Genomic DNA, 22653 nt, shown 5'->3' with positions numbered 1-22653 from the left:
ACCTCGAAGGAGCGCTCGCATGAGCACCCACGCCCCCCGGAACGACGGCGCTGCATCCGCCGAGGCCCCCCGCCACGAGCAGGGACGGGCCGGGCATGACGACCGCGCCCTGCGTGTGGTGCTCTGCGGCGGCGGCACGGCCGGGCACATCTCGCCGATGCTGGCCATCGGCAGGGCCCTGCGCGAGCCGCGCCAGCGCGGTGACGGCACTCGTCCGGTGCCGGCGGTGTGCAGCATGGTCGGCACCGACTACGGCATGGAGACCCGTCTCGTGCCGGCGGCCGGGTTCGAGCTCGACACGATCGAGCGTGTCCCGTTTCCACGCCGGCCCTCCATGGACGTCGTGCGGTTTCCCGGTCGGATGATCACGGCGGTGCGCGAGTCCACGCGCATCCTGCGTGAGCGACGCGCGGACGTCGTGGTCGGGGTGGGCGGATACGTCTCGACGCCCATGTACCTGGCGGCCCGCTCGCTCAAGATCCCGATCGTCGTCCACGAGGGCAACGCCCGCCCGGGGCTGGCCAACAAGGTCGGTGCGCGCTGGGCGACTCACGTGGCGGTGGCGCTGCCGCACACCCCGATGTCGCGTGCCCATGTGGTCGGTATGCCGATGCGCCCGGAGATCGCCCGCCTGGACCGCCATGAACGGCGGGCGCAGGCGCGCCGGCAGCTCGGCCTGGACCCGGACATGACGACCGTCGTGGTCACCGGCGGCAGCTCCGGCGCCCTCGCCGTGAACCGCACCGTCGAGGCGAGCCTGGACGACCTGCTCGAGGCCGGCCTGCAGGTGTTCCACCTGACCGGGCGTGGCAAGCAGCTCACCGATGACGCGGGCGAGCCCCTGCGCCGGCCCGGCTACGTGCAGGCCGAGTACCTGGACGGCATGGAACAGGCCTATGCGGCTGCGGACCTGATCGTCGCGCGCTCGGGCGCCGGCACGGTCTGTGAGGTCTCCGTTGTCGGCCTGCCCGCCGTGTTCGTGCCGCTGCCGATCGGCAACGGCGAGCAGGCGTTGAACGCCCAGGCCCTCGTCGCCGATGGCGGTGCGCTGCAGGTCCGCGACGACGCCTTCAGCCGGGACTGGGTCCGTCGCGAGCTGATTCCGCTGGCCACGGACCCGATGCGCCTGAGGACCATGGCGGAGGCGAGCGCCCGGCACGGCCTGCCCGACGCGGCCGACACCATGGCCGAACTGACCCGCGACGCCGCAGAAGGAGCCCGCCGATGAGCGCAGAGAACACCCCCCGTCACACCACCGAGGCCGGGCAGTCCGCGCAGGGACGCGTGCACCTGCTCGGCATCGGCGGAGTCGGGGTGTCCGGGGTGGCCCGCATCCTGCAGGAGCAGGGCACGCCGATCTCCGGCACGGACGCGAAAGATCTGCCCGTCATGGCCGAGCTCGCGGCCCGGGGCGCACAGATCCACGTCGGCTACGACGCCGCGAACGTGGGCGAGGATGTGACAACCGTGATCGCCTCGTCCATCGCCGGCCCCGGTAATCCCGAGTACGACGCGGCGGCCGCCCGAGGCTTGCGTATGCTCCACCGCTCGGAGGGACTGGCGTTGGCCATGGGCGGGCACAAGGTGCTCGCGGTGGCCGGCACGCACGGCAAGACCACCACCTCGTCCATGGCGGCGATGGCCTTCTCCCACGCCGGCTGGGAGCCGACCTTCGCTGTCGGGGCTGCCGTGGCCGGCCTGGGCACCAACGCCGCGCACGGCGAGGGCGAGTGGTTCGTCGCCGAGGCGGACGAATCCGACGGCACTCTGGTGAACTACCCCTCGACCGTCGGCATCGTCACGACCGTCGAGGCCGATCACCTCGACCATTACGGCACCGCCGAGGCCGTGCACGAGGTGTTCCGCGTGTTCGCCGCCCAGCTGCCCTCCGCGCAGCGGGGCGGGGCGCTCGTGGCATGCCTGGACGACGAGGGGGCCGCGCAGCTGGCGCTGTGGGCCCGCGAGAACGTGTCGGCCCGCGTGCTGACCTACGGCACCGCCGAGCGGGAGGGCCTCGTCCCGGATCTGCTGCTGCGCGAGACGTCGGTGGACGAGGCCGGCCGGGGTGTGGGCCAGCGGGCCCGCTTCGAGTTCACCGGAGACCGCGCTCAGCTCGGCGAGATCGAGGTCGCGCTGCGCCTGCCCGGTGTGCACAATGCGCTGAACGCGGGTGCGGTGCTGCTGGCCGCGGTCCACGCGGGCATGGATCCGCAGGACGCGGCGGCCGGGCTCGGCGCCTTCACCGGCACCGCGCGGCGCTTCGAGTTCCGCGGTGAGCGGGCCGGAGTGCGCGTGTTCGATGATTACGCGCATCACCCGACGGAGGTCACCGCCGCGGTGGCCGCAGCGCGCTCGGTGGCCGGAAGCGAACACCGCGTCCACGTGCTGTTCCAGCCGCACCTGTACTCGCGCACCCGGGACTTCGCCGACCAGTTCGCCGAGGCGCTCTCGGCGGCCGACCGAGTGCGGGTGCTCGAGGTCTACGCCGCGCGCGAGGCGCCGATGCCGGGCGTTGACTCCTCGCTCATCTCCGGCCGCCTGCGCACCACGCAGGAGACCGATCGCCTCGTGGCGTACGATCCGCTGCGCGCCGTGGACGAGATCGTCGCCCAGGCACGCACCGGCGACGTCATCCTGACGATGGGCGCCGGCGACGTGACCCAGTACGGTGCCGCGATCGTCGACAAGCTCGCCGAGCGCGCCTGAGCATGGCGGAAACCAGCAGCGGCCCCGGCACGGTCATCGACTTCCCGGTGCGTCCGCGTTCTGGGCTGCGTCGGTGGTGGCGGTGGCTCGTGGCCGCGGTGCTGGCGCTGGTGCTCGTGGCCGGCGGTCTGGTGCTTTATTTCTCGCCCGTGCTCGAGGTCCGCGAGGTGCGTGTCGAGGGGACCCACCACGTCGACCCCGGGGACGTGCGCCGCCGGCTCCAGCCGTTGAGCGGCACGCCGCTGCCGCAGATCAGCCGGGACCGCGTCGAACGGCTCGCCACCGAGGTGCCCGGTGTGCACGAGGTGGACATGGTCGCCTCGCCGCCGCACGGTCTCGAGGTGACGGTGCATGAGCACCGGCCCGTCGCCCGGACGGAGGGGGAGACGGCCCGGCTGCTGTTGGCCGACGGTTCCGTCGTCGAACCTGGACGGGACGGGCGGCCGCCGGAGGAGCTGCCCACGGTGTCCGACGAACTGCTCCAGGCCGACCGACCGACACGCGTCGCCGTGGGCCGCGTCGTCAACGCGCTGCCGTCGGAGGTGTCAGAGAAGGTCGAACGCCTTCGAGCCGAGGACCCGGACGACGTCCGCCTGGTTCTGGACGGGGGGCTGACCGTCGTGTGGGGCGACCCGCAGGAGGCCGAGACGAAGTCCGCTGTCCTGCAGACGCTGCTGACAGCCGAGGACGGTGCTCGGCTCAAGGACGTCGACGAACTGGACCTCTCGGTGCCCGAGCGTCCAGTCACCCGCTGAGTGGGCGCTGGCCGGCGCCGGCCGAGCGCGGCGCGTTCCGTCCGACCCAACGACACGCCGGGTCTCAGCGCACCTCGGCGATCGCCCGCAGGACTACGGCCAGACCCAGGTTTCAACGACAGGATGAAGGTGAAGGTTTCCGACGGCGCGGCGGGCGGCCCCGGGTGTGCCGCGGGGAGTGGTCACGGCATTCAACTCTGACGTGAAGGTTGAAGTATTCGGCCTGTACTCCGCGTGTTCTCGCGGCGTGTGCTTTGCGCGACGCGCTCGAGTCGAAGTACCGTTGGCGCTGAATCAGACCGGCGCGACGCCCCGCTCAAGCTCGGCTTGAAGGCGGTCGTCCGTTCCGGGCGGCGCGGTGGGACCGCCGGTCCGCCCGCGGCGACAGCCGTCGGGTGCCGACGCCCGTCGGACACAGACATGCTCTACGAGACAAGGGACTGAACACCGTGGCTGCACCCCAGAACTACCTGGCCGTCATCAAGGTCGTCGGCATCGGCGGCGGCGGCGTGAACGCCGTGAACCGCATGATCGAGGTCGGCCTGCGCGGCGTCGAGTTCATCGCCATCAACACCGATGCGCAGGCCCTGCTGATGTCCGACGCCGATGTGAAGCTCGACGTCGGCCGCGAGCTGACCCGCGGTCTCGGTGCCGGTGCCAACCCCGAGGTCGGCCGCGAGGCCGCCGAGGATCACGCCGAGGAGATTGAGGAGGCGCTGCGCGGCGCCGACATGGTCTTCGTGACCGCCGGCGAGGGCGGTGGCACCGGCACGGGCGGCGCCCCCGTGGTCGCCCGCATCGCCCGTTCCCTGGGCGCTCTGACCATCGGCGTCGTCACCCGCCCGTTCACGTTCGAGGGCCGGCGCCGTGCCTCCTCGGCGGAGAGCGGCATCGACGCGCTGCGCGATGAGGTCGACACCCTCATCGTGATCCCGAACGACCGCCTGCTGTCGATCTCGGACCGCAACGTCTCGGTGATGGACGCCTTCCGCCAGGCCGACCAGGTCCTGCTCTCCGGTGTGCAGGGCATCACGGACCTGATCACCACCCCGGGCCTGATCAACCTTGACTTCGCAGACGTGAAGTCCGTGATGCAGGGTGCTGGCTCCGCGCTCATGGGCATCGGCCACGCCCAGGGCGAGGATCGCGCTGTGAAGGCGGCCGAGCTGGCGATCGCCTCGCCGCTGCTCGAGGCCTCGATCGACGGCGCGCACGGCGTGCTGCTGTCGATCCAGGGCGGCTCGGACCTCGGCCTGTTCGAGATCAACGAGGCGGCGCGCCTGGTCCAGGAGGTGGCGCACCCGGAGGCGAACATCATCTTCGGTGCCGTCATCGACGACGCTCTGGGCGACGAGGTGCGCGTGACCGTGATCGCGGCCGGCTTCGACAAGGTGGACGTGACCTCGGCGCCGACCTCGCAGGCCTTCACCCAGCCGAACCAGCAGTCGCAGCAGTCGGCGCCCCTGCCGGGCTCCGGCCAGCAGCAGCCCTCCTCGGGTCAGCAGTCGCCCCAGCAGTCCCAGTCCCAGCCGGCTCAGCAGCAGTCGCAGCAGAGCGTGTACGGCACGGAGCCGCTGCGTCAGCCGCAGCAGGGGCAGAGCACGCAGCCGTCCCAGCCGGGCCAGCAGACCGATCAGCAGTCCCAGCAGGGGCAGCGTCGCCAGCAGGACCTGCCGACCGTCGTCGAGCCGGACCTGGGCAACGGCTCGGGCGACCTCGATGTGCCGGACTTCCTGAAGTGATCGGCGGCGTTCCGGCCTCGACCCGAGGCGGAGCGCAGCGAGGGGCATGACCATGTCGCATCCCACGGGGCCGGAGGCGGTCGGCACGACGGCCTCCGGCCCGTTCGTGCATCTGGCCTCGGTTCCGGTGAGCACGCCGAACGAAGCGCGCACTGTGCGCTTCGGGTTCACCGGCGTGGCCGCCGGGAACCTGGCCTTCCACGTGCTCGGCGGACCCGACGGGGGCGGGACCGAGGCCGAGGTGGCCCGGTCCCGCCGTGCGCTCGAGTCCGCCATGGGCGTCGCTGCGGGCTCGACCGCCTATGTCCGGCAGGTTCACTCTGCCGATGTCGTGGACGCCACCGGCCACGCCTGGGGCGGCGCCGCGGCGTCCCCTGGTGGGCAGGCCGAGGCGGACGCCCTGGTCAGTCACGACGGAATGACGCCTCTGGCGATCATGGTCGCTGACTGCCTGCCGGTCGTGTTCGTCGACGAGTCGACGGGCGCCACGGCGGTGGCCCACGCGGGGCGCCGCGGTCTGCTCGACGGTGTGCTGCAGAACACGGTGGCCCGTTTACGTCGGTCCGCACAGGCGCAGAGTGGCGCCTGTAGCCCCACCCTGCGCGCGTGGATCGGTCCGAGCATCTGCGGCGCCTGCTATGAGGTCCCCGAGAAGCTCCGCCGAGAGAGCGTGCGCATCCTGCCGGAGGCCGAGGCCGTGACGTCCTGGGGCACCCCCGCGCTCGACCTGCGCGCCGGGGCGCAGGCGGTCCTGAGTCGGCTGGGTGTCGAGGTCGAACGCGTGGAGGCCTGCACCCGGGAGGACCAGCGGCTGTTCTCCCATCGTCGAGCCCCCGGGCGCGGACGTTTCGTGGGAGTCGTGTGGACCGAGCACGCCCCGCGGACCTCGCCGCCAGGGACACGGTCGAAGAGTGCAGAAGGGACAGCCCACCGATGACGGAGGCCAGACAGCAGTCACGCCGAGAGCAGATCGCAGCCGCCCTGGCCGAGGTGCGCGCACGCATCGCGGCTGCGTGCCAGGACGCCGGTCGGACTCAGGCGCCGGAGCTGATCGTCGTCACCAAGACGCACCCGGCCACGGACGTGCTCGCCCTGGTGGAGTCCGGGGTGCGGAACGTGGGGGAGAACCGCGATCAGGAGGCGCGCCCCAAGGCCGCTGCCGTCGCGCAGGCTGCGGGAGCGAGCGCCCCGCGCTGGCACTTCGTGGGCCAGCTGCAGACGAATAAGTCCAAGTACGTCGTGCGCTACGCCTCCGCGGTGCACTCTGTGGACCGGGTCGACCTGGTCGAGGCGCTGGGCCGTGCCATGGACGTCGCCGCCGAACGGGCGCACGCCGCCGGCGAGTCCGAACGCGAGCCGCTGGACTGCCTCGTGCAGGTCGACCTCGACCCACGACCGCCACAGGAGCGGCCCGTGGGCATCGGGGCACGTGGCGGGGCCGCCCCCGACGCGATCGCCGAGATCGCTGCGACCATCGCAGCCCGCCCGCGGCTGCGCCTGCGCGGCCTGATGTGTGTGGCCCCGCGCGGCATCGATCCGGCCGAGGCGTTCGCCGGCCTGGCCCGGCACGGCGCGCGCCTGCGCGAGAGCCACCCGGAGGCGGACTGGCTGTCGATGGGCATGAGCGCCGACCTCGAGCAGGCCGTCGCGGCCGGGGCGACACACCTGAGGGTGGGCTCGGACATTCTGGGTGGGACCACGCGCGTGGGATAGCGTGGTCCCACGGCGCGCCCGCGTGTCCGTCGCGCCGTGACTGGCGCGGACGACAGCGGCCGTGTCGAAGAACAGACCGCAAGTGACGGCGATCGCGAGCCCCGTCGGCGCAAGCGATCATCCCCCGTGAAGGAAGCGACGTATGTCTGGCGCCTTGAAGAAGACGATGATCTACCTCGGCCTGGCCGATGGCGAGGAGTACGACGATCCTCGTCCCGCGCCGCGGCGTGCCGCTGACGTGCGCGACGAGCACGATGCGGTGGACACCGGGCCCATCGAGACCGAGCAGGTCCGGCGGACCGAGCCGGCCGAGCGCGAGGCTCCGCGCGCCGAGCAGACCCGCCGGCCGGCGCCACGCAGCGTCGAAGCGCAGGCGCCCGCTCCCCGCTCAGGCAGCCGGCCGGCCGCCCCCCGCGGCACGGACTCCGCCGCGGCCCGAGCCGCGGACGCGTCGTCCTCCCGCACCCGGTCGAGCACCGACCGCGCCTCGGAGGGCGAGTACCGTGCCCCCGTCACCCCCATCAAGCGAGCCGCAGCCTCGTCGACCGAAGGAGCCTCTGTGCGCACTCTGACCACCGTCCACCCGCGCTCCTACAACGACGCGAAGTCCATCGGCGAGGCCTTCCGTGACGGCACCCCCGTGATCATGAACGTCACCGAGCTGGGCGACAACGAGGCCAAGCGTCTCGTCGACTTCGCCGCCGGTCTGGTGTTCGGCCTGCACGGGACGATCACCCGCATCACCAGCAAGGTGTTCCTGCTGTCTCCGGCCGATGTGGAGGTCGTCGGCGAGGACGCCGAGAAGAAGTCCGAGTCCACCGACCTGTTCGACGAGGACTGACCCGATCGCATGATCACGCTGCTGAACCTGCTCTACATCGTCCTGACGCTGGCGCAGCTCGTGCTGACGCTGCGCATCGTGCTGGACGTCGTGGAGGCGTTCGCGCCGCAGTGGCGTCCCCGAGGAATCGTGCTGGTGCTGGCCAGTGCCGTCGCGGCCCTGACCGACCGTCCCCTGGCGGCCGTGCGCCGCGTGGTCCCTCCGCTGCAGCTGGGCGGCATCGCCCTGGACCTGGCGTTCATCGTGCTCTACTTGGCCGTCAGCCTGGCGAAGCTGGTGCTGCGGGGGATCGCATGAGCGCTTCCGCGGACCCCGCGGGGCGTCGCCTCGGCGGGCTCGCCGCGGTCGTGGCGGCGGCCGCCTATGCCGCGGACCAGGGGAGCAAGGCATGGGTCGAGGCGACTCTGGCCGTGGGGGAGAGCATCGATGTCCTCCCGGGGCTGCTGCGCTGGCACCACGTCCTGAACCCGGGTGCGGCCTTCTCGATCGGAACGTCGATGACCTGGGTGTTCACGCTCGTCCAGACGATCGTCGCGGTCGGTGCGCTCGTCGCGTTGGTGCGAGTCCGCTCGCGGCCGTGGGCGCTATGCCTCGGCGGACTGCTCGGCGGGGTGCTGGGCAACCTGACCGACCGTCTTTTCCGGCCCCCGTCCTTCGCGCGCGGGCACGTCGTGGACATGATCTCCGTGCCGCATTTCGCGGTGTTCAACGTCGCGGACTCGTTCATCGTGTGCTCGATGATCGCGCTGGCGCTGCTGGTGCTCACGGGTCGACGCCTCGACGGGACCCGCGAGGGTGAGGAACGCGACCACCACGTCGAGGCCGCCACCGGTGACACCGTGGGGCGCGGCTGAATGGCGCTGCGCCCCGGCATCACCGTGCGGTATGAGGTCCGTGAGGAGCAGGCCGGACGCCGCTGCGACGCTCTGCTCGCCGAGCAGCACGCGGTGTCCCGTTCGGCGCTGGCCGACCTGTTCGCACGCGGCCTGGTCCGCGCTCAGACCCGCACCGGTCGGCGCGACCGCGTCCTGGCGAAGTCCGCGAAGGCCGTGGCCGGTGAGATCATCGTGGTCGAGGTCCCCGAGGACGCCGACGGACGGGAAGTGAGGGTCGAGATCGTGGAGGACATGCGCATCCTGTACGAGGATGAGCACATGCTCGCCGTGGACAAGCCCACCGGCGTGGCGGCGCATCCCTCTCCCGGCTGGCTCGGGCCGACGGTGGCCGGGGGCCTGGCGGCGCTCGGCTACGACATCTCGACCTCGGGCGCGCAGGAACGACAGGGAATCGTGCACCGCCTGGACGTGGGCACCACCGGCGTGATGGCTGTGGCCAAGACCGAGCAGGCCTACACGGTGTTGAAGGATCAGTTCCGCGATCGGGTGCCGACGAAGATCTACCACGCGCTGGTCCAGGGCATGATGGACCCGCTCGAGGGGACGATCGACGCTCCGATCGGACGTCACCCCGGCCATGCGTGGCGTTTCGCCGTCATCGACGGGGGCCGTGCGTCGGTGACGCACTACGAGACAATCGAGATGTTCGCGGGCGCCTCGCTGCTGAGGGTCCGACTCGAGACCGGCCGCACCCATCAGATTCGTGTGCACACCTCCGCCCTGCGACACCCCTGCGTCGGCGATCTGACCTACGGGGCGAATCCGCGGCAGGCGGCCGAGCTGGGCCTGACCCGCCAATGGCTGCACGCCCATCGACTCGAGTTGCCGCACCCGGTCACGGGTGAGCACCTCGAGATCGTCTCTGAGTATCCGCACGATCTGGCGCACGCGCTGACCCTGCTGCGCGAGCGCTGACCGCGTCGCGCGACCTGACCACTCCGACCCGCCGAAGAGGTGCCCCCGATGACCGCGTCCGCAGAGACCACCGCCGAGGCCGTCAAGGACGGCGGCTTCGTCCACCTGCACACGCACACTGAGTACTCGATGCTCGACGGGGCCGCGAAGCTCGACGACCTGTTCGCCGAGGCCAACCGACTCGGCATGGACTCGCTGGCCATCACGGACCACGGCTACCTGTTCGGCGCCTACGACTTCTGGTCGAAGGCCACGGCGGCCGGCGTGAAACCGATCATCGGGCTGGAGGCCTACGTGACCCCGGGCGGCCAGCACCGCACGGACAAGGAGAAGACCCGCTGGGGCGAGCCGCACCAGAAGGGCGACGACGTCTCCGGCGGCGGCGCCTACACGCACATGACCCTGCTCAGCGAGAACAACACCGGGATGCACAACCTGTTCCGGATGAGCTCGATCGCCTCGCTGGACTCGGTGTACGCCAAGTGGCCGCGCATCGACAAGGAGCTGCTCAGCCAGTACTCCACGGGCCTGATCGCGACGACCGGCTGCCCCTCGGGCGAGGTGCAGACCCGCCTTCGCCTGGGCCAGTATCGCGAGGCCCTGCAGGCGGCGTCGGATTTCCGGGACATCTTCGGCAAGGACAACTACTTCTGCGAGGTCATGCACCACGGACTCGACATCGAGCGCCGCGTCATGACCGACCTGCGCCGGCTGGCCAAGGACTTGGACCTGCCCTTCGTCGCGACGAACGACCTGCACTACACACATGAGCACGACTCGAAGGCGCATGAGGCGCTGCTGGCGCTGCAGTCCGGATCCAAGCTCAACGAGCCCAGCTACGACGAAGGCGGCTCCCGCTTCGCGTTCTCCGGCACGGAGTACTACCTGAAGTCCCCGCGGCAGATGCGCGAGCTGTTCAAGGAGCTGCCCGAGGCCTGCGACAACACGCTGCTGATCGCCGAGCGGTGTGAGACGTCGTTCGACACCGATGCCAATTACATGCCGGAGTTCCCCACGCCCGAGGGGGAGGACGAGACGAGCTGGCTGATCAAGGAGGTCGCCACGGGCCTGGCCTATCGGTACCCCGACGGCGTCCCTGAGGCCTCGCGCGCGCAGGCGGACTATGAGCTCGACGTCATCATCAGCATGGGTTTCCCCGGCTACTTCCTGGTCGTCGCGGACTTCATTAACTGGGCCAAGGAGAACGGCATCCGCGTGGGCCCGGGCCGCGGCTCGGGCGCGGGCTCGATGGTCGCGTACGCGCTGCGCATCACGGATCTGGACCCGCTCAAGCACGGGCTGATCTTCGAGCGCTTCCTGAACCCGGAGCGCGTGTCCATGCCGGACTTTGACGTCGACTTCGACGACCGCCGGCGCGGCGAGGTGATCGACTACGTCACGCGCAAGTACGGCGACGAGCGCGTCACGATGATCGTCACCTACGGCACGATCAAGACGAAGCAGGCCCTGAAGGACTCCGCCCGCGTGATGGACCAGCCCTTCTCGATGGGCGAGTCCCTGACGAAGGCGCTGCCCCCGGCGGTGATGGCCAAGGACATCCCGCTCAAAGACATCGAGAACCCGGACGCGCCGCGCTACGGCGAGGCGGGTGAGTTCCGCGAGCTGATCGGGTCGGACCCCGTGGCCAAGGAGGTTTTCGAGACCGCGAAGGGCATCGAGGGGCTCAAACGTCAGTGGGGCGTGCACGCGGCCGGGGTGATCATGTCCTCGGAGCCGGTCATCGACGTCATCCCGATCATGCGTCGCCTGCAGGACGGCCAGGTCATTACCCAGTTCGACTACCCGATGGCGGAGTCGCTGGGGCTGATCAAGATGGACTTCCTGGGGCTTCGCAACCTCACGATCATCTCGGACGCCATCGAGAACGTGAAGGCGAACCAGGGCGTCGACCTGGACCTGGAGACCCTCGACGTCGACGATCCGGCCTCGTACGAGCTGCTGGCCCGAGGCGACACCCTGGGCGTGTTCCAGCTGGACGGCGGGCCGATGCGTGCGTTGCTGAAGATGATGCGCCCCGACAACTTCGAGGACATCTCCGCGACCATCGCGCTCTACCGGCCAGGGCCGATGGGCGCCAACTCGCACACCAACTACGCACTGCGCAAGAACGGGCAGCAGGAGATCACGCCGATCCATCCCGAGCTCGAGGAGCCGCTCAAGGAGATCCTCGACACGACCTACGGCCTGATCGTGTATCAGGAGCAGGTCATGGCCATCGCGCAGAAGGTCGCCGGGTACACGCTCGGCCAGGCGGACATCCTGCGCCGGGCGATGGGCAAGAAGAAGAAGGCGGAGCTGGACAAGCAGTACGTCGCCTTCCACCAGGGCATGCTGGACAACGGGTACTCGGAGGCCGCCGTCACGGCCCTGTGGGACATTCTGCTGCCCTTCTCCGACTACGCGTTCAACAAGGCGCACTCGGCCGCCTACGGCCTCGTCTCGTACTGGACGGCCTACCTCAAGGCCCACTACCCGGCCGAGTACATGGCCGCACTGCTCACCTCCGTCGGCGACGACAAGGACAAGCTGGCGATGTACCTCAACGAGTGCCGCCACATGGGCATCACGGTGCTGCCGCCGGACGTGAACGAGTCCCACCAGAATTTCACCCCGGTGGGCACCGACATCCGCTTCGGCATGGGCGCGGTGCGCAACGTGGGCGCGAACGTCGTCACGGGCATGGTCGCCGGACGCGAGGACAAGGGCGCCTACACCTCGTTCGGCGACTTCCTGGCCAAAGTGCCGCTGGCGGTGTGCAATAAGCGCACGATCGAGTCGATGATCAAGGCCGGCGCGTTCGACTCGCTCGGCTATGCGCGCCGGGCGCTGCTCGCGGTGCACGAGGAGGCGGTCGACGCGACCGTCGCCCAGAAGCGCAAGGAGGACCACGGCGAGTTCACCTTCGACATCTTCGCGCTGGGCGGTGCGGCGGACGCGGCCGAGGACCAGCAGCAGGAGTCCGTGGTCGTGCCGGAGCTGCCGGAGTGGACGAAGAAGGACAAACTTGCCTTCGAACGCGAGATGCTGGGCCTCTACGTCTCGGACCACCCGTTGCAGGGGCTCGACGGGGTGCTCGGCCAGTACGCGGACACGCAGATCACCCGCGTGCTCGACGACGACGGACCCGCCGACGGATCGTCGGTGACGATCGCCGGGCTCATCACGACCCTGGAGCGACGTGTGGCCAAGAGTTCAGGCAATGCGTACGCCCGCTGCGAGATCGAGGATCTCGGTGCCTCGATGGACGTGATGTTCTTCGGCCAGGTGTACGCCCCGATCGCGATGATGCTGGCTGAGGACCTCGTGGTGGCGGTGCGCGGGCGCGTGCAGCGTCGTGATGACGGGTCGGTTGTGCTCTCGGCGCAGGAGATGACCATCCCCGAGCTCAAGGACGCTGACGCAGGCCCGGTCACGATCTCGATTCCCTCGTTCCGGGCGACCCAGGACCTGATGGGGCAGCTCGCGGACACCTTGCGCAACCACGAGGGACCGAACGACGTGCGGCTGCAGCTGGTCGGGCAGCGGTCGACCGAGGTGTTCCAGCTGGCGCCGCAGTTCCGGGTCAGTCCGAACCCGGCCCTGTTCGGGGACCTGAAGATTCTGCTCGGTTCGAACTGCCTGAGCTGACGGGAGCCGCGCCCGGGCCACGGCGGACGTAGCATGGGCGCAGGCCCGGCCCCGGGTCGGTCTGCGTCCACCACTGTTCCCGCGCGCTTCGAGGAGGCGACCGTGCACTGCCCCTACTGTCGGCACGAGGACTCTCGGGTCGTCGACTCGCGCTCTCTGGAGGACGGGTCGGCCATCCGACGCCGACGCCAGTGTCAGTCCTGCCACAAACGATTCACGACGATGGAGACGACGGCGCTCACGGTGGTCAAGCGCTCGGGCGTGGCGGAGCCGTTCGACCGGTCGAAGGTCATCAACGGAGTGCGCAAGGCATGCCAGGGCCGACCCGTGACGAGCGACGACCTGGCGATGCTCGCCCAGGAGGTCGAGGAGGCCATCCGGGCGACCGGACACGCGGAGGTGGACGCTCACGACGTGGGGCTGGCGATCCTCGAACCGCTGCGTCGGCTCGACCAGGTGGCGTATCTGCGCTTCGCCTCGGTCTACCGGGGTTTCGAGTCCCTGCAGGACTTCCAGGCCGCGCTCGACGACCTGCGGGAGACTGGGGAGACCCCGCGTCGTCCCGCTTTACAGCCGCGCCTGTTCACCCGCTAGAGTATGGCGCGAGGCTGATCCGAGCGGGCCGCCCCGACGGTGGCATTTCCGGATCGGCTCGAGAATGGCCGAGGGCGGTTCCGGAGGGGAAGCCGGAACCGCCCTCGGTCTGTCCGGGACCGCCGCGGTCGGTCAGTTCGCGTCGGCCGGGTCGTCGTGCGCCGCCAGAGCCGCGCCGACGATGCCCGCGTTGTTCTGCAGCTGCGCGGGGATGATCTGCGTGCTCAGATCCAGCAGCGGCAGGTAGTCGTCGGGGCGCTTGGAGATGCCGCCGCCGACGATGAACAGATCCGGGGAGAAGACCCGCTCCAGGTGGGTGAAGTAACGCTGCAGACGTGCAGCGTATTCGGACCACGAGAGCCCCTCGCGCTCACGCGCCTTGGCCGAGGCACGGGACTCGGCCATCACGCCGTCCAGCTCGAGTGCGCCCGCCTCGAAGTTCGGCACGAGCCGACCGTCGTGGATCAGGGCGCCGCCGATGCCCGTGCCCAGAGTGACCACCATGACGGTGCCGGAGCGCCCGCGTCCGGCTCCGTAGCGCGCCTCGGCGAGGCCGGCGGCGTCCGCGTCGTTCAGGACGGTCACGGGGCGGTCCAAGTGCGTGGCGAGCAGGTCGGCCACATCGGTGCCGATCCAGCTGGAGTCGATGTTGCTCGCCGAGCAGCACACGCCACCACGGATGATCGACGGGAAACAGACGCCGACGGCCGAGCCGGCCGGCGGGGCCTTCTCCCGTGAGCCGAGCTCGGCGGCCACCTGCGCGACCGTCTGCGCCACCGTCGCCGGCATGGCCGGCTGCGGCGTGGGCAGGCGGAACCGATCGCCTCGCAGGGTGCCGGCCTTCGCCCCGGAGCCGAGGCGCGCCAGCCCGCCCTTGGTCCCAGTGCCGCCGATGTCCACCCCCATCACGGTGGGGTACTTGCCGCGCGTGGTCTGCCTGTCGTTGCTCACGGGCCTAAGTCTACGGACCGGTGGCGGCAGGGGCCGTCAGGCTCAGTCCGTGGTCGTGAGGATCTGCGCGCCGTCGTCGGTCACCACGATGGTGTGCTCGAACTGAGCGGTCCGCTGCCGGTCCTTGGTGACGACCGTCCAGCCGTCGTCCCACATCTGCCACTCATGAGTGCCGAGGGTGATCATCGGTTCGATCGTGAAGACCATGCCGGGCACCATGAGGCGGTCATTGGCCGGTGCGGTGTCGTAGTGGGGGATCACCAGGCCGGAGTGGAACTCGACGCCCACGCCGTGGCCGATGAAGTCGCGCACCACGCCGTAGCCGAAGCGTTTGGCGTAGGACTCGATGGCCCGGCCGATCACGTTGATCTGTCGGCCCGGTTTCACGGCCCGGATCCCGCGCATCATCGCCTCGTGGGTGCGCTCGACCAGCAGCCGGGACTGTTCGTCCACGTCGCCGACGAGGAAGGTGCGATTGTGATCGCCGTGCACGCCGTCGAGGTAGGCGGTGATGTCCAGATTGACGATGTCGCCGTCCTCGAGGACCGTGCCGTCGGGGATGCCGTGGCAGATCACCTCGTTCAGGGACGTGCAGATGGAGCGGGGGAACCCGCGGTAGCCCAGGCACGAGGGGTAGGCGCCGTGCTCGACGAGGTAGGCGTGCGCGATGCGATCCAGCTCGTCGGTGCTCACGCCCGGACGGATGTGCGCGGCGGTGTGCTCCATGGCCTCGGCCGCCAGGCGCCCGGCCGCGCGGATGCGTTCGATCCCGGCCGCGTCGTAGACGTCCGAGGCGTTGCCCTCGTCGGCGTCCTTCTTCCCGACGTACTCCGGCCGGGGAATCGAGGCGGGCACCGGCGGCGCGGGGGACTGCACGCCCGGGGCGAGTGTGCCCACCGGCGCGCGGGAGCCCTCGGCCGGGGCGGCGGGGCCGTCTGGTCGCGGGCCATTGTGCGTGGGGGCAGGGTGCGTGGAGTTCTCGGACATGGTCGCCACCCTATCGCCGGGCTCCGGGCCGCCGGTCTAGGCTGGTCGACCATGAGCGAAGACACGCAGTTTTGGTACAACGTCCGCACCGGCGAGGTCGAGCAGGGGGCCCAGTCTGACTGGTCGCAGCTGCTGGGTCCCTACGCCAGCCGGGACGAGGCCGTGGCGGCGATGAGCCGCGTCGCGGCGAACAACGAGGCCACTGACGAACAGAACGCTGAAGACCGAGACTGGGATGCGAACCCGCTGAACGACGCCAGCTGAGCCGGCGGACCGAGGCGCCGCGGCTCAGGATTCGAAGCCGTGCTCCGGGGCGGGGAACTGCCCGGAGAGCACATCGCGGCGGTACTGGGTGACCGCGTCGGTGATCGTGCCGTGCAAGTCGGCGTACCGGCGCACGAACCGCGGCACGCCCCCGGTGCGCATCCCGAGCATGTCCTGCCAGACGAGCACCTGACCGGTCGTCTCGGCGCCGGCGCCGATGCCGACCGTCGGCACGGTCAGCGCGGCGTCCACGGCGGCGGCGACCTCGGAGGGGACCATCTCCATCAGCACCGCGAACGCCCCGGCCTCCTCGAGGGCGCGGGCGGAGGCGACCATGCGCCGCGTCGCGTCCTCGCCGCGGCCCTGCACCCGATAGCCGCCCAGGACGTTCTCGGACTGCGGGGTGAAGCCGATGTGGGCCATGACGGCCACGCCGGCGGCGGTCATGGCGGCCACGTGCTCGGCGAAGCGCTCGTCACCCTCCATCTTCACTGCGTGCACGCCGGCCTCCTTGACCAGGCGAACGCCCGCGGCGACCGCGTCCTGCGGGGAGGCCTCGTACGAGCCGAACGGCAGGTCCGCCACGACGAAAGCCCGGGTGGCCCCGCGAGTCACGGCGGAGGCGAACAGCACCATGTCGTCCAGGCTCACCGGCAGGGTCGTCGAGTGGCCGAGCACGGTGTTCCCGACCGAGTCGCCGATCAGCAGCATCTCGACGCCGGCCGCATCGAAGATCTCTGCCGTCATGGCGTCGTAGCTGGTGAGCATCGCGAACCGGCGTCCCTCGTCCTTCGCCCGCTGGAAGTGCACGGTGCGGTACTTCGCCGGGGCCGGCGGGCCGTACACGGATGCGGTGTCGGCGGGGGACGCGGGGTTCTGCTCTGCGCTGGACATGCTCACGATTCTAGGGCCGCGCGGCACGGGCAGGTCCGTCGCGCGGCGGTTGTCGGTGTCGTCGGGCACCGGCCTAGAGTGAGCGCATGGACCGTCAGCAGGATTTCGTTCTCCGCACCATCCAGGACCGGGACGTGCGCTTCGTGCGTCTGTGGTTCACCGACGTGATCGGCACGCTCAAGTCTGTCGCGCTCTCGCCCGCCGAGGTGGACGCGGCGTTTTCCGAGGGCCTGGGCTTCGATGGCTCGTCGATCGACGGGTACACCCGCATCTTCGAGTCCGACATGCTGCTGCAACCGGACCCGTCGACGTTCCAGGTGCTTCCCTGGCGCGGCGAGGACGATGAGACCTCCCGCATGTTCTGTGACGTGCTCACGCCGGAGGGCGAGCCGTACCCGGCCGATCCGCGGCATGTGCTGCGCCGTGCGCTCGACAAGGCCGCGGACATGGGGTTCACCTGCTTCACCCACCCGGAGATCGAGTTCTATCTGCTCGCCAGCGACCAGCCCGGGCCCGACGGGCAGCCGGTGCCTGCGGACACCTCGGGCTATTTCGACCATGTGCCCGGAAGCGATGCCCAGGACTTCCGCCGCAGCTCGGTGACGCTGCTGGAGGAGATGGGGATCTCCGTCGAGTTCTCCCACCACGAGGACGGGCCGGGACAGAACGAGATTGACCTGCGCGCCGCGGACGCCCTGACGACGGCCGACAACATCATGACCTTCCGCACGATCGTCAAGGAGGTCGCCCGCAGCCAGGGGCTGTACGCCACGTTCATGCCGAAGCCGTTCTCCCATCACCCCGGATCCGGCATGCACACGCACTTCTCGCTGTTCGAGGGCGATTCCAACTCCTTCTACGACCCGGCCGACGAGTACCGGCTCTCGCGCACCGCGCGTCAGTTCATTGCGGGACTGCTGCGCCATTCGGAGGAGATCACCGCGATCACTCACCAGTTCGTGAACTCCTACAAGCGACTCTGGGGCGGCGGAGAGGCGCCCGCCTACGTCTCCTGGGGCCACAACAACCGCTCGGCGCTGGTCCGGGTGCCCCTGTACAAACCGGACAAGGCCGGCTCCGCCCGCATCGAGTACCGGGGCATCGACGCCTCCGCCAACCCGTATCTCGCGTACGCGGTGCTGATCTCGGCGGGGCTCAAGGGCATCGAAGAGGGCTACGAGCTGCCGGACCCCGCCCAGGACGACGTCAACGCCTTGACCACGTTTGAACGTCGGGCCCTCGGCCACGCGCCGTTGCCGGGCACGCTGCACGACGCGGTGCGCGTGATGGAGGACTCCGAGTTCGTGGCGGAGGTGCTCGGCGAGCACGTCTTCTCGACGCTGCTGCGCAACAAGCGTCAGGAATGGGACGACTACCGTGTGGAGGTCACCCCGTACGAGATCAAGCGCTACCTCACCGGGCTCTGAGCAGCAGTGCCTATGAATGAGCTGCCCGGCTCCTCCGCCCCCGACGACGGCCCGTCCCGCCGCGCCCTGACGGCGGCGGGCTTCACGGACCTGAGCCGCGCCCAGCGGCTGTTCGCCGATCCTGAGCTCGCTCAGCTCGACCGGGACGCGCTGTTGGGCGCCCTGGCCCACGCGCCGGACCCCGACCAGGCTCTGCTGCTGTGGATCCGGCTGTCCGAACGGGTCCCCGGCCTGCACGCCGTCCTGAGCGACGAGGACCGGGCCGCCACCCTGATGCGGCTGCTGGGAGCCTCCGAGAGCCTGGCGGAGTTCCTCATCCGCGTGCCCGAGAACGCCGACCTGGTGTTCGACCCGGCGCGGGCTGTCGCCACGGCACCGGCGTTGGGGGAGCCGGACCCCACCCGTGAGGGCACGGCGTGGTCCGACGGGCGGGACCGGCTGCGCTCTCTGCTGCTCGAGGCGGTCCGTGCCGAACCCGGACGGACCGGGCCGCCCGTGGCGGGCCTGGACGGTCCCGACGCCGCCGTCGCGCTGCGCCGTGCGTACCGCCGGCAGCTGACCGCGATCGCCCTGCGGGACCTCTCCGCACAGGACCCGACCGCGGTCCAGCCGAGCGTCTCGGCCTGGCTGGCCGATCTCGCGGCGGCTGCGATCGAGGCCGCGCTCGCGGTGACTCGTGCGCAGCTGCGCGAGCGTCATGGCGAGGCCGCCGCGCAGGTGCGGCTGGCCGTCATCGGGATGGGCAAATGCGGGGCCCGCGAGCTGAACTACATCTCCGACGTCGACGTGATCTTCGTCCACGCCGATCCGACGCCGTCCCAGACGCCGGACTCCACGGATCCGGACTGCCCGGCAACAGCGGAGCTCGACGAGGCGCAGGTGTCCGGCATCGCCGCGGACCTGGCCGCCGGGATCTCGAAGGTGATCGGTGCAGCCGCCCCGGAACCCGGGCTGTGGGAGGTCGACGCGAACCTGCGCCCGGAGGGCAAGGACGGAGCGCTCTCGCGGACCCTGGACTCGCACGCCCAGTATTACCGGAGGTGGGCCCATGGCTGGGAGTTCCAAGCGCTACTTAAGGCGCGGCCGATCGCCGGGGACGCCGCGCTCGGGCAGGTCTACATCGACCGGATCTGGCCGTTGGTGTGGGAGTCCTCGCAGCGGGAGGGCTTCGTCGAAAACGTGCGGCGCATGCGGGCACGGGTGCAGGAGAACATCGCCCCGGCCGAACGCGAGCGGCAGATCAAGCTCGGTGCCGGCGGACTGCGCGACGTCGAGTTCACAGCACAGCTGCTGCAGCTGGTGCACGGCCGTGCCGATGAGACCGTGCGTGTGCGCGGCACGCTCGAGGCGGTCTCGCGCCTGCAACAGGCCGCCTACATCGGCACGCGCGACGCCGAGGCCCTCGCGCAGCACTACCGGTGGCTGCGCTGCCTCGAGCACCGTGTCCAACTGACGCACATGCGTCGCACCCACCTTCTGCCGGCCAAGGACGAGGCGCTGCGCGTGCTCTCCCGGGTGATGCGCGGGGCGGCGGATGTGCGCCCCACGCGCGGGGAGGACGTGCAGGCCCGGTTCCGGCAGGTCCGACGCGAGGTCCGGCAGCTGCACGAACGCATCTTCTTCCGCCCGCTGCTCTCGACGACGGCGGCCCTGTCGGCGGGGGAGGCACAGCTGAGCGCGGACTCCGTGCGGGCACGGTTGGCTGCCCTGGGCTATCGCGACCCGCGCGGGGCCCTGCGCCATATCGAGTCGCTGACCACGGGTGTGTCCCGCCGGGCCGCGATGCAGCGTCATCTGCTGCCGGTCATGCTGGGATGGCTCGCCGAGGGCGCCGATCCGGACACGGGCCTGGTCGCCTTCCGCCGACTCTCCGAGAATCTGGGATCCTCGTCGTGGTTTCTGCGGATGCTGCGGGACTCGGATGCCGCGGCGAGACGGCTGTGCCGCGTTCTCTCGACATCGCGCTTCATCGGCGACCAGCTTGAGCACACGCCCGAGGCCGCGGCATGGTTCGGTGACGACAAACAGCTCAGCCCGATCGACGCGGCCGCGCTGTGGCGGCAGCTGGGAGCCCGGCTGGCACGGCACAGCGACGACGAGACCGCCGCCCAGGTGATCCGGCACGTGCGGCAGGTGCGGCGTCGTGAGGTGCTGCGCATCGCGGTCGCGGATGCCCTGGGTCGGCTTGACCAGAGCCAGGCGTCCCTGGCCCTGGCCGACATTGACGCCGTCGCCGTGGTCGGTGCGCTCCAGACGTGCCTGCGCGTGCTGGAGGCCGAGGAACAGCTGCTCACCGACGTCGCCGTGATCGCCATGGGCCGTCAGGGCGGGCGCGAGATCACCTATGGATCGGACATGGACGTCATGTACGTGCATCGTCCACGGCCGGGGGTCGACGAGGACGCCGCGCAGCGTCAGGCCGTGCGGATCGCCCAGCAGGTGGCTGCGCTGCTGCGGAGGCCGGCCTCCCCGCCGCTGCCCGGCGAGCGCACGCTCGAGATGGACGCTGACCTCAGGCCCGAGGGCCGGCAGGGGCCGCTGGCCCGCACCCTCGAGTCCTACCGCGAGTATTACGAACGTTGGGCCGAGGTGTGGGAGCGCCAGGCGATGACGCGCGCCCGCGTGATCGCGGGCGATCCGGACCTGGCGGAGACCACGCGCGAGTGGATCGACTCGGTGCGCTACCGCGGCGATCTCACCGACGCTCAGCTGCGCGAGATTCGCCGGATCAAGGCTCGGGTCGAGTCCGAGCGGCTGCCACGCGGCGCGGACCCCGCCCGGCACGTCAAGCTCGGCCGCGGTGGGCTCTCAGATGTCGAGTGGCTCGTGCAGACGCTGCAGCTGCGGCATGCTCACCGGGTCGAGGCTCTCCGCACGACCCAGACGCTGCCGGCACTGTGCGCCCTGGCCGAGCACGAGCTGCTGCCGGCAGAGGACGCCCGGGCCCTCGAAGCCGCGTGGCTGCTGGCCACGCGGGTGCGGGCCGTCAGCTTCCTGTGGACGGGCAAGACCAGCGACGTGCTGCCGGCCAAGGCCACCGACCTGGCGGTGTTGGCGCTGTGGTGTCTCGGGCCTGATGCCGCCGGCACCGAGTTCGAGCAGCACTACCTGAGGGTGAGCCGACACGCACGGCAGGTGTTCGAGAAGCACTTTTACGGTCTGTGAGCGGGCCGGCGGCGGGCGGCATCGTGCTGCGGTGATCAGGCACGGACCAGGTGCTCGCCCAGCAGCTCGAGGGTGCGCCGCCGCGGGGCCAGGTCCGGGGCCAGGGCCGTCACCATGACCTCGTCCGCACGCACGTGGTCCGCGAAGCCGCGGACATGCTCCGCCACGCTCGAGCCCGTCCCGACGGCGGAGTGCTTGAGCATGCCGAGCACTTGTTCGGCCGCCGGCGAGTCCATCAGCGTGTCGAGCTCGGCCTCGGAGAAGTCTCGTCCGCGACCCACGAGCAGCTGGACCCGCATCTGCTGCGCCTGCACGAACTGCTGGTGGGCCTCGGCTGCGTCGTCGAGGGCGATCACGTTCAGCGCCGCGATGAAGTGCGGCTGAGGGTGCGCCTGGGACGGCTGGTACTGCTCTCGGTAAACACGCGCCGCCTGGTCCAGCATCTGCGGCGCGAAATGCGAGGCGAACGCGTATGGCAGGCCGAGCTGCGCGGCCAGCTGCGCGCCGAACAGCGACGAGCCGAGGATGTACAGGGGCACGTCGGTGCCGTGCCCCGGGTACGCGTCGATGCCCGGCACCCGAGATTCGCCGCGGAGATATCCTTGCAGCTCGAGCACGTCCTGCGGGAACCGGTCGGCCGCAGACGGGTCCCGCCGCAGGGCCTGCAGCGTGCGCTGGTCCGTGCCCGGCGCACGGCCGAGGCCCAGATCGATGCGGTCCGGATGCAGTTCGGCCAGGGTGCCGAACTGCTCGGCGATGACCAGCGGGGAGTGATTGGGCAGCATGACCCCGCCGGAGCCCAGGCGGATGCTGCTGGTCTGCGACGCCACGTGGGCCAGCAGGACGGCAGTCGCCGATGAGGCGATGCCGGACATGTTGTGGTGCTCGGCGAACCAGACTCGTTCGAAGCCCTGGGCCTCGGCGAGCTGTGAGAGCTCGACCGACTCCTCCAGTGCCTCGCGCACGCTGCGACCGGGCTTCACCGTGGCCAGGTCGAGCATGGACACGGGCAGGCGGCCCTCACGGTCCTGGGGGTGGTCGCTCGGCTCGGCGGTGGTGGTGGGCTGATCTGCGGCGCTCATGGTGTGGCTCCTGGCGACGGGGGCTGACGGTTCTCCTCTGGCTGTCAGCGCCGGAGGCGGTCAGGCTATTCCT

19 protein-coding genes are annotated in these 22653 nt (G+C 70.6%); 15 read left to right on the top strand and 4 right to left on the bottom strand.

From position 1 onward, the window contains the following. Window positions 1-19: 19 nt before the first annotated feature. The 12 genes from murG (at window position 20) to nrdR (ending at window position 13810) form a co-directional block, all read left to right on the top strand. Window positions 20-1228, top strand: a complete 1209-nt coding sequence (gene murG, locus HDA30_RS04800; protein WP_184241244.1) for an undecaprenyldiphospho-muramoylpentapeptide beta-N-acetylglucosaminyltransferase — start codon at window positions 20-22, stop codon at window positions 1226-1228. Next, window positions 1225-2706 (top strand): UDP-N-acetylmuramate--L-alanine ligase, encoded by a 1482-nt coding sequence (gene murC / locus HDA30_RS04795; RefSeq protein WP_184241243.1) that lies wholly within the window; start codon window positions 1225-1227, stop codon window positions 2704-2706. The genes murG and murC overlap by 4 nt, the downstream gene beginning before the upstream one ends. A 2-nt stretch (window positions 2707-2708) precedes the next feature. Further along, window positions 2709-3461 (top strand): cell division protein FtsQ/DivIB, encoded by a 753-nt coding sequence (locus HDA30_RS04790; protein ID WP_158496070.1) that lies wholly within the window; start codon window positions 2709-2711, stop codon window positions 3459-3461. Window positions 3462-3910: 449 nt separating this feature from the next. Further along, window positions 3911-5203, top strand: a complete 1293-nt coding sequence (gene ftsZ, locus HDA30_RS04785) for a cell division protein FtsZ (protein WP_158496069.1) — start codon at window positions 3911-3913, stop codon at window positions 5201-5203. Between the two features lie 52 nt (window positions 5204-5255). Next, window positions 5256-6140, top strand: a complete 885-nt coding sequence (locus HDA30_RS04780; protein WP_184241242.1) for a purine nucleoside phosphorylase YfiH/LACC1 family protein — start codon at window positions 5256-5258, stop codon at window positions 6138-6140. Then, a complete protein-coding gene (locus HDA30_RS04775) occupies window positions 6137-6916 on the top strand; it encodes a YggS family pyridoxal phosphate-dependent enzyme (protein ID WP_184241241.1) in 780 nt (259 codons plus the stop codon). Before HDA30_RS04780 ends, HDA30_RS04775 begins: the two co-directional genes overlap by 4 nt. Before the next feature lie 142 nt (window positions 6917-7058). Next, complete coding sequence (locus tag HDA30_RS04770) at window positions 7059-7757, top strand: cell division protein SepF (RefSeq protein ID WP_158496066.1); 699 nt, start codon at window positions 7059-7061, stop codon at window positions 7755-7757. 9 nt (window positions 7758-7766) lie between these two features. Next, entirely contained in the window at window positions 7767-8054 is a 288-nt protein-coding gene (locus HDA30_RS04765; RefSeq protein ID WP_158496065.1) for a YggT family protein, read from the top strand. Next, entirely contained in the window at window positions 8051-8611 is a 561-nt protein-coding gene (gene lspA, locus HDA30_RS04760; RefSeq protein WP_184241240.1) for a signal peptidase II, read from the top strand. The genes HDA30_RS04765 and lspA overlap by 4 nt, the downstream gene beginning before the upstream one ends. Beyond that, entirely contained in the window at window positions 8612-9568 is a 957-nt protein-coding gene (locus HDA30_RS04755) for an RluA family pseudouridine synthase (protein WP_184241239.1), read from the top strand. It begins immediately after the preceding gene. A 48-nt stretch (window positions 9569-9616) separates the two neighbouring features. Beyond that, window positions 9617-13216 carry a DNA polymerase III subunit alpha gene (gene dnaE / locus HDA30_RS04750; RefSeq protein ID WP_184241238.1) on the top strand — a complete coding sequence of 1200 codons (3600 nt, stop codon included), beginning with the start codon at window positions 9617-9619 and terminating at the stop codon, window positions 13214-13216. A 102-nt stretch (window positions 13217-13318) separates the two neighbouring features. Next, the gene (nrdR, locus tag HDA30_RS04745; protein ID WP_158496061.1) at window positions 13319-13810 is read left to right on the top strand and encodes a transcriptional regulator NrdR; all 492 of its coding nucleotides are present in this window, start codon (window positions 13319-13321) and stop codon (window positions 13808-13810) included. A 132-nt stretch (window positions 13811-13942) separates the two neighbouring features. Here the strand turns inward: nrdR and ppgK are convergent, their stop codons facing one another. Together ppgK and map are read right to left on the bottom strand one after the other, a co-directional pair. Further along, on the bottom strand, window positions 13943-14716 hold the full coding sequence (gene ppgK, locus HDA30_RS04740; protein ID WP_184242355.1) for a polyphosphate--glucose phosphotransferase: 774 nt from the start codon (window positions 14714-14716) through the stop codon (window positions 13943-13945). An 87-nt stretch (window positions 14717-14803) separates the two neighbouring features. Then, the gene (gene map / locus HDA30_RS04735) at window positions 14804-15748 is read right to left on the bottom strand and encodes a type I methionyl aminopeptidase (protein ID WP_158496060.1); all 945 of its coding nucleotides are present in this window, start codon (window positions 15746-15748) and stop codon (window positions 14804-14806) included. Between the two features lie 51 nt (window positions 15749-15799). On the opposite strand from map, the gene HDA30_RS04730 reads away from it, so the two are divergent. After that, window positions 15800-16012: an SPOR domain-containing protein gene (locus HDA30_RS04730; protein WP_158496059.1), complete on the top strand. Its 213-nt coding sequence runs from the start codon at window positions 15800-15802 to the stop codon at window positions 16010-16012. A 24-nt stretch (window positions 16013-16036) separates the two neighbouring features. On the opposite strand, the gene panB is transcribed toward HDA30_RS04730, so the two are convergent. Beyond that, window positions 16037-16906 (bottom strand): 3-methyl-2-oxobutanoate hydroxymethyltransferase, encoded by an 870-nt coding sequence (panB, locus tag HDA30_RS04725; RefSeq protein WP_184241237.1) that lies wholly within the window; start codon window positions 16904-16906, stop codon window positions 16037-16039. An 86-nt stretch (window positions 16907-16992) separates the two neighbouring features. Between panB and glnA the strand changes: the two genes are divergently transcribed. Further along, window positions 16993-18333, top strand: a complete 1341-nt coding sequence (glnA, locus tag HDA30_RS04720) for a type I glutamate--ammonia ligase (RefSeq protein ID WP_184241236.1) — start codon at window positions 16993-16995, stop codon at window positions 18331-18333. Between the two features lie 12 nt (window positions 18334-18345). Then, the gene (locus tag HDA30_RS04715; RefSeq protein ID WP_184241235.1) at window positions 18346-21498 is read left to right on the top strand and encodes a bifunctional [glutamine synthetase] adenylyltransferase/[glutamine synthetase]-adenylyl-L-tyrosine phosphorylase; all 3153 of its coding nucleotides are present in this window, start codon (window positions 18346-18348) and stop codon (window positions 21496-21498) included. A 35-nt stretch (window positions 21499-21533) separates the two neighbouring features. On the opposite strand, the gene HDA30_RS04710 is transcribed toward HDA30_RS04715, so the two are convergent. Then, on the bottom strand, window positions 21534-22499 hold the full coding sequence (locus HDA30_RS04710) for an LLM class flavin-dependent oxidoreductase (RefSeq protein WP_246418835.1): 966 nt from the start codon (window positions 22497-22499) through the stop codon (window positions 21534-21536). Between the last annotated feature and the right edge of the window lie 154 nt (window positions 22500-22653).

The sequence above is a fragment of the Micrococcus cohnii genome, from assembly GCF_014205175.1.
GTDB lineage: Bacteria > Actinomycetota > Actinomycetes > Actinomycetales > Micrococcaceae > Micrococcus > Micrococcus cohnii.
The sequence above is the reverse complement of the archived record's forward strand: the minus strand, read 5'-3'. Positions and strand labels throughout refer to the sequence as shown.

Coding starts and splice junctions, on each gene's coding strand:
- murG (WP_184241244.1), top strand. CDS start 20: ATGAGCACCCACGCCCCCCGGAACGACGGCGCTGCATCCGCCGAGGCC.
- murC (WP_184241243.1), top strand. CDS start 1,225: ATGAGCGCAGAGAACACCCCCCGTCACACCACCGAGGCCGGGCAGTCC.
- HDA30_RS04790 (WP_158496070.1), top strand. CDS start 2,709: ATGGCGGAAACCAGCAGCGGCCCCGGCACGGTCATCGACTTCCCGGTG.
- HDA30_RS04780 (WP_184241242.1), top strand. CDS start 5,256: ATGTCGCATCCCACGGGGCCGGAGGCGGTCGGCACGACGGCCTCCGGC.
- HDA30_RS04775 (WP_184241241.1), top strand. CDS start 6,137: ATGACGGAGGCCAGACAGCAGTCACGCCGAGAGCAGATCGCAGCCGCC.
- HDA30_RS04770 (WP_158496066.1), top strand. CDS start 7,059: ATGTCTGGCGCCTTGAAGAAGACGATGATCTACCTCGGCCTGGCCGAT.
- HDA30_RS04765 (WP_158496065.1), top strand. CDS start 7,767: ATGATCACGCTGCTGAACCTGCTCTACATCGTCCTGACGCTGGCGCAG.
- lspA (WP_184241240.1), top strand. CDS start 8,051: ATGAGCGCTTCCGCGGACCCCGCGGGGCGTCGCCTCGGCGGGCTCGCC.
- HDA30_RS04755 (WP_184241239.1), top strand. CDS start 8,612: ATGGCGCTGCGCCCCGGCATCACCGTGCGGTATGAGGTCCGTGAGGAG.
- dnaE (WP_184241238.1), top strand. CDS start 9,617: ATGACCGCGTCCGCAGAGACCACCGCCGAGGCCGTCAAGGACGGCGGC.
- ppgK (WP_184242355.1), bottom strand. CDS start 14,716: ATGGGGGTGGACATCGGCGGCACTGGGACCAAGGGCGGGCTGGCGCGC.
- map (WP_158496060.1), bottom strand. CDS start 15,748: ATGTCCGAGAACTCCACGCACCCTGCCCCCACGCACAATGGCCCGCGA.
- HDA30_RS04730 (WP_158496059.1), top strand. CDS start 15,800: ATGAGCGAAGACACGCAGTTTTGGTACAACGTCCGCACCGGCGAGGTC.
- panB (WP_184241237.1), bottom strand. CDS start 16,906: ATGTCCAGCGCAGAGCAGAACCCCGCGTCCCCCGCCGACACCGCATCC.
- glnA (WP_184241236.1), top strand. CDS start 16,993: ATGGACCGTCAGCAGGATTTCGTTCTCCGCACCATCCAGGACCGGGAC.
- HDA30_RS04715 (WP_184241235.1), top strand. CDS start 18,346: ATGAATGAGCTGCCCGGCTCCTCCGCCCCCGACGACGGCCCGTCCCGC.
- HDA30_RS04710 (WP_246418835.1), bottom strand. CDS start 22,499: ATGCTCGACCTGGCCACGGTGAAGCCCGGTCGCAGCGTGCGCGAGGCA.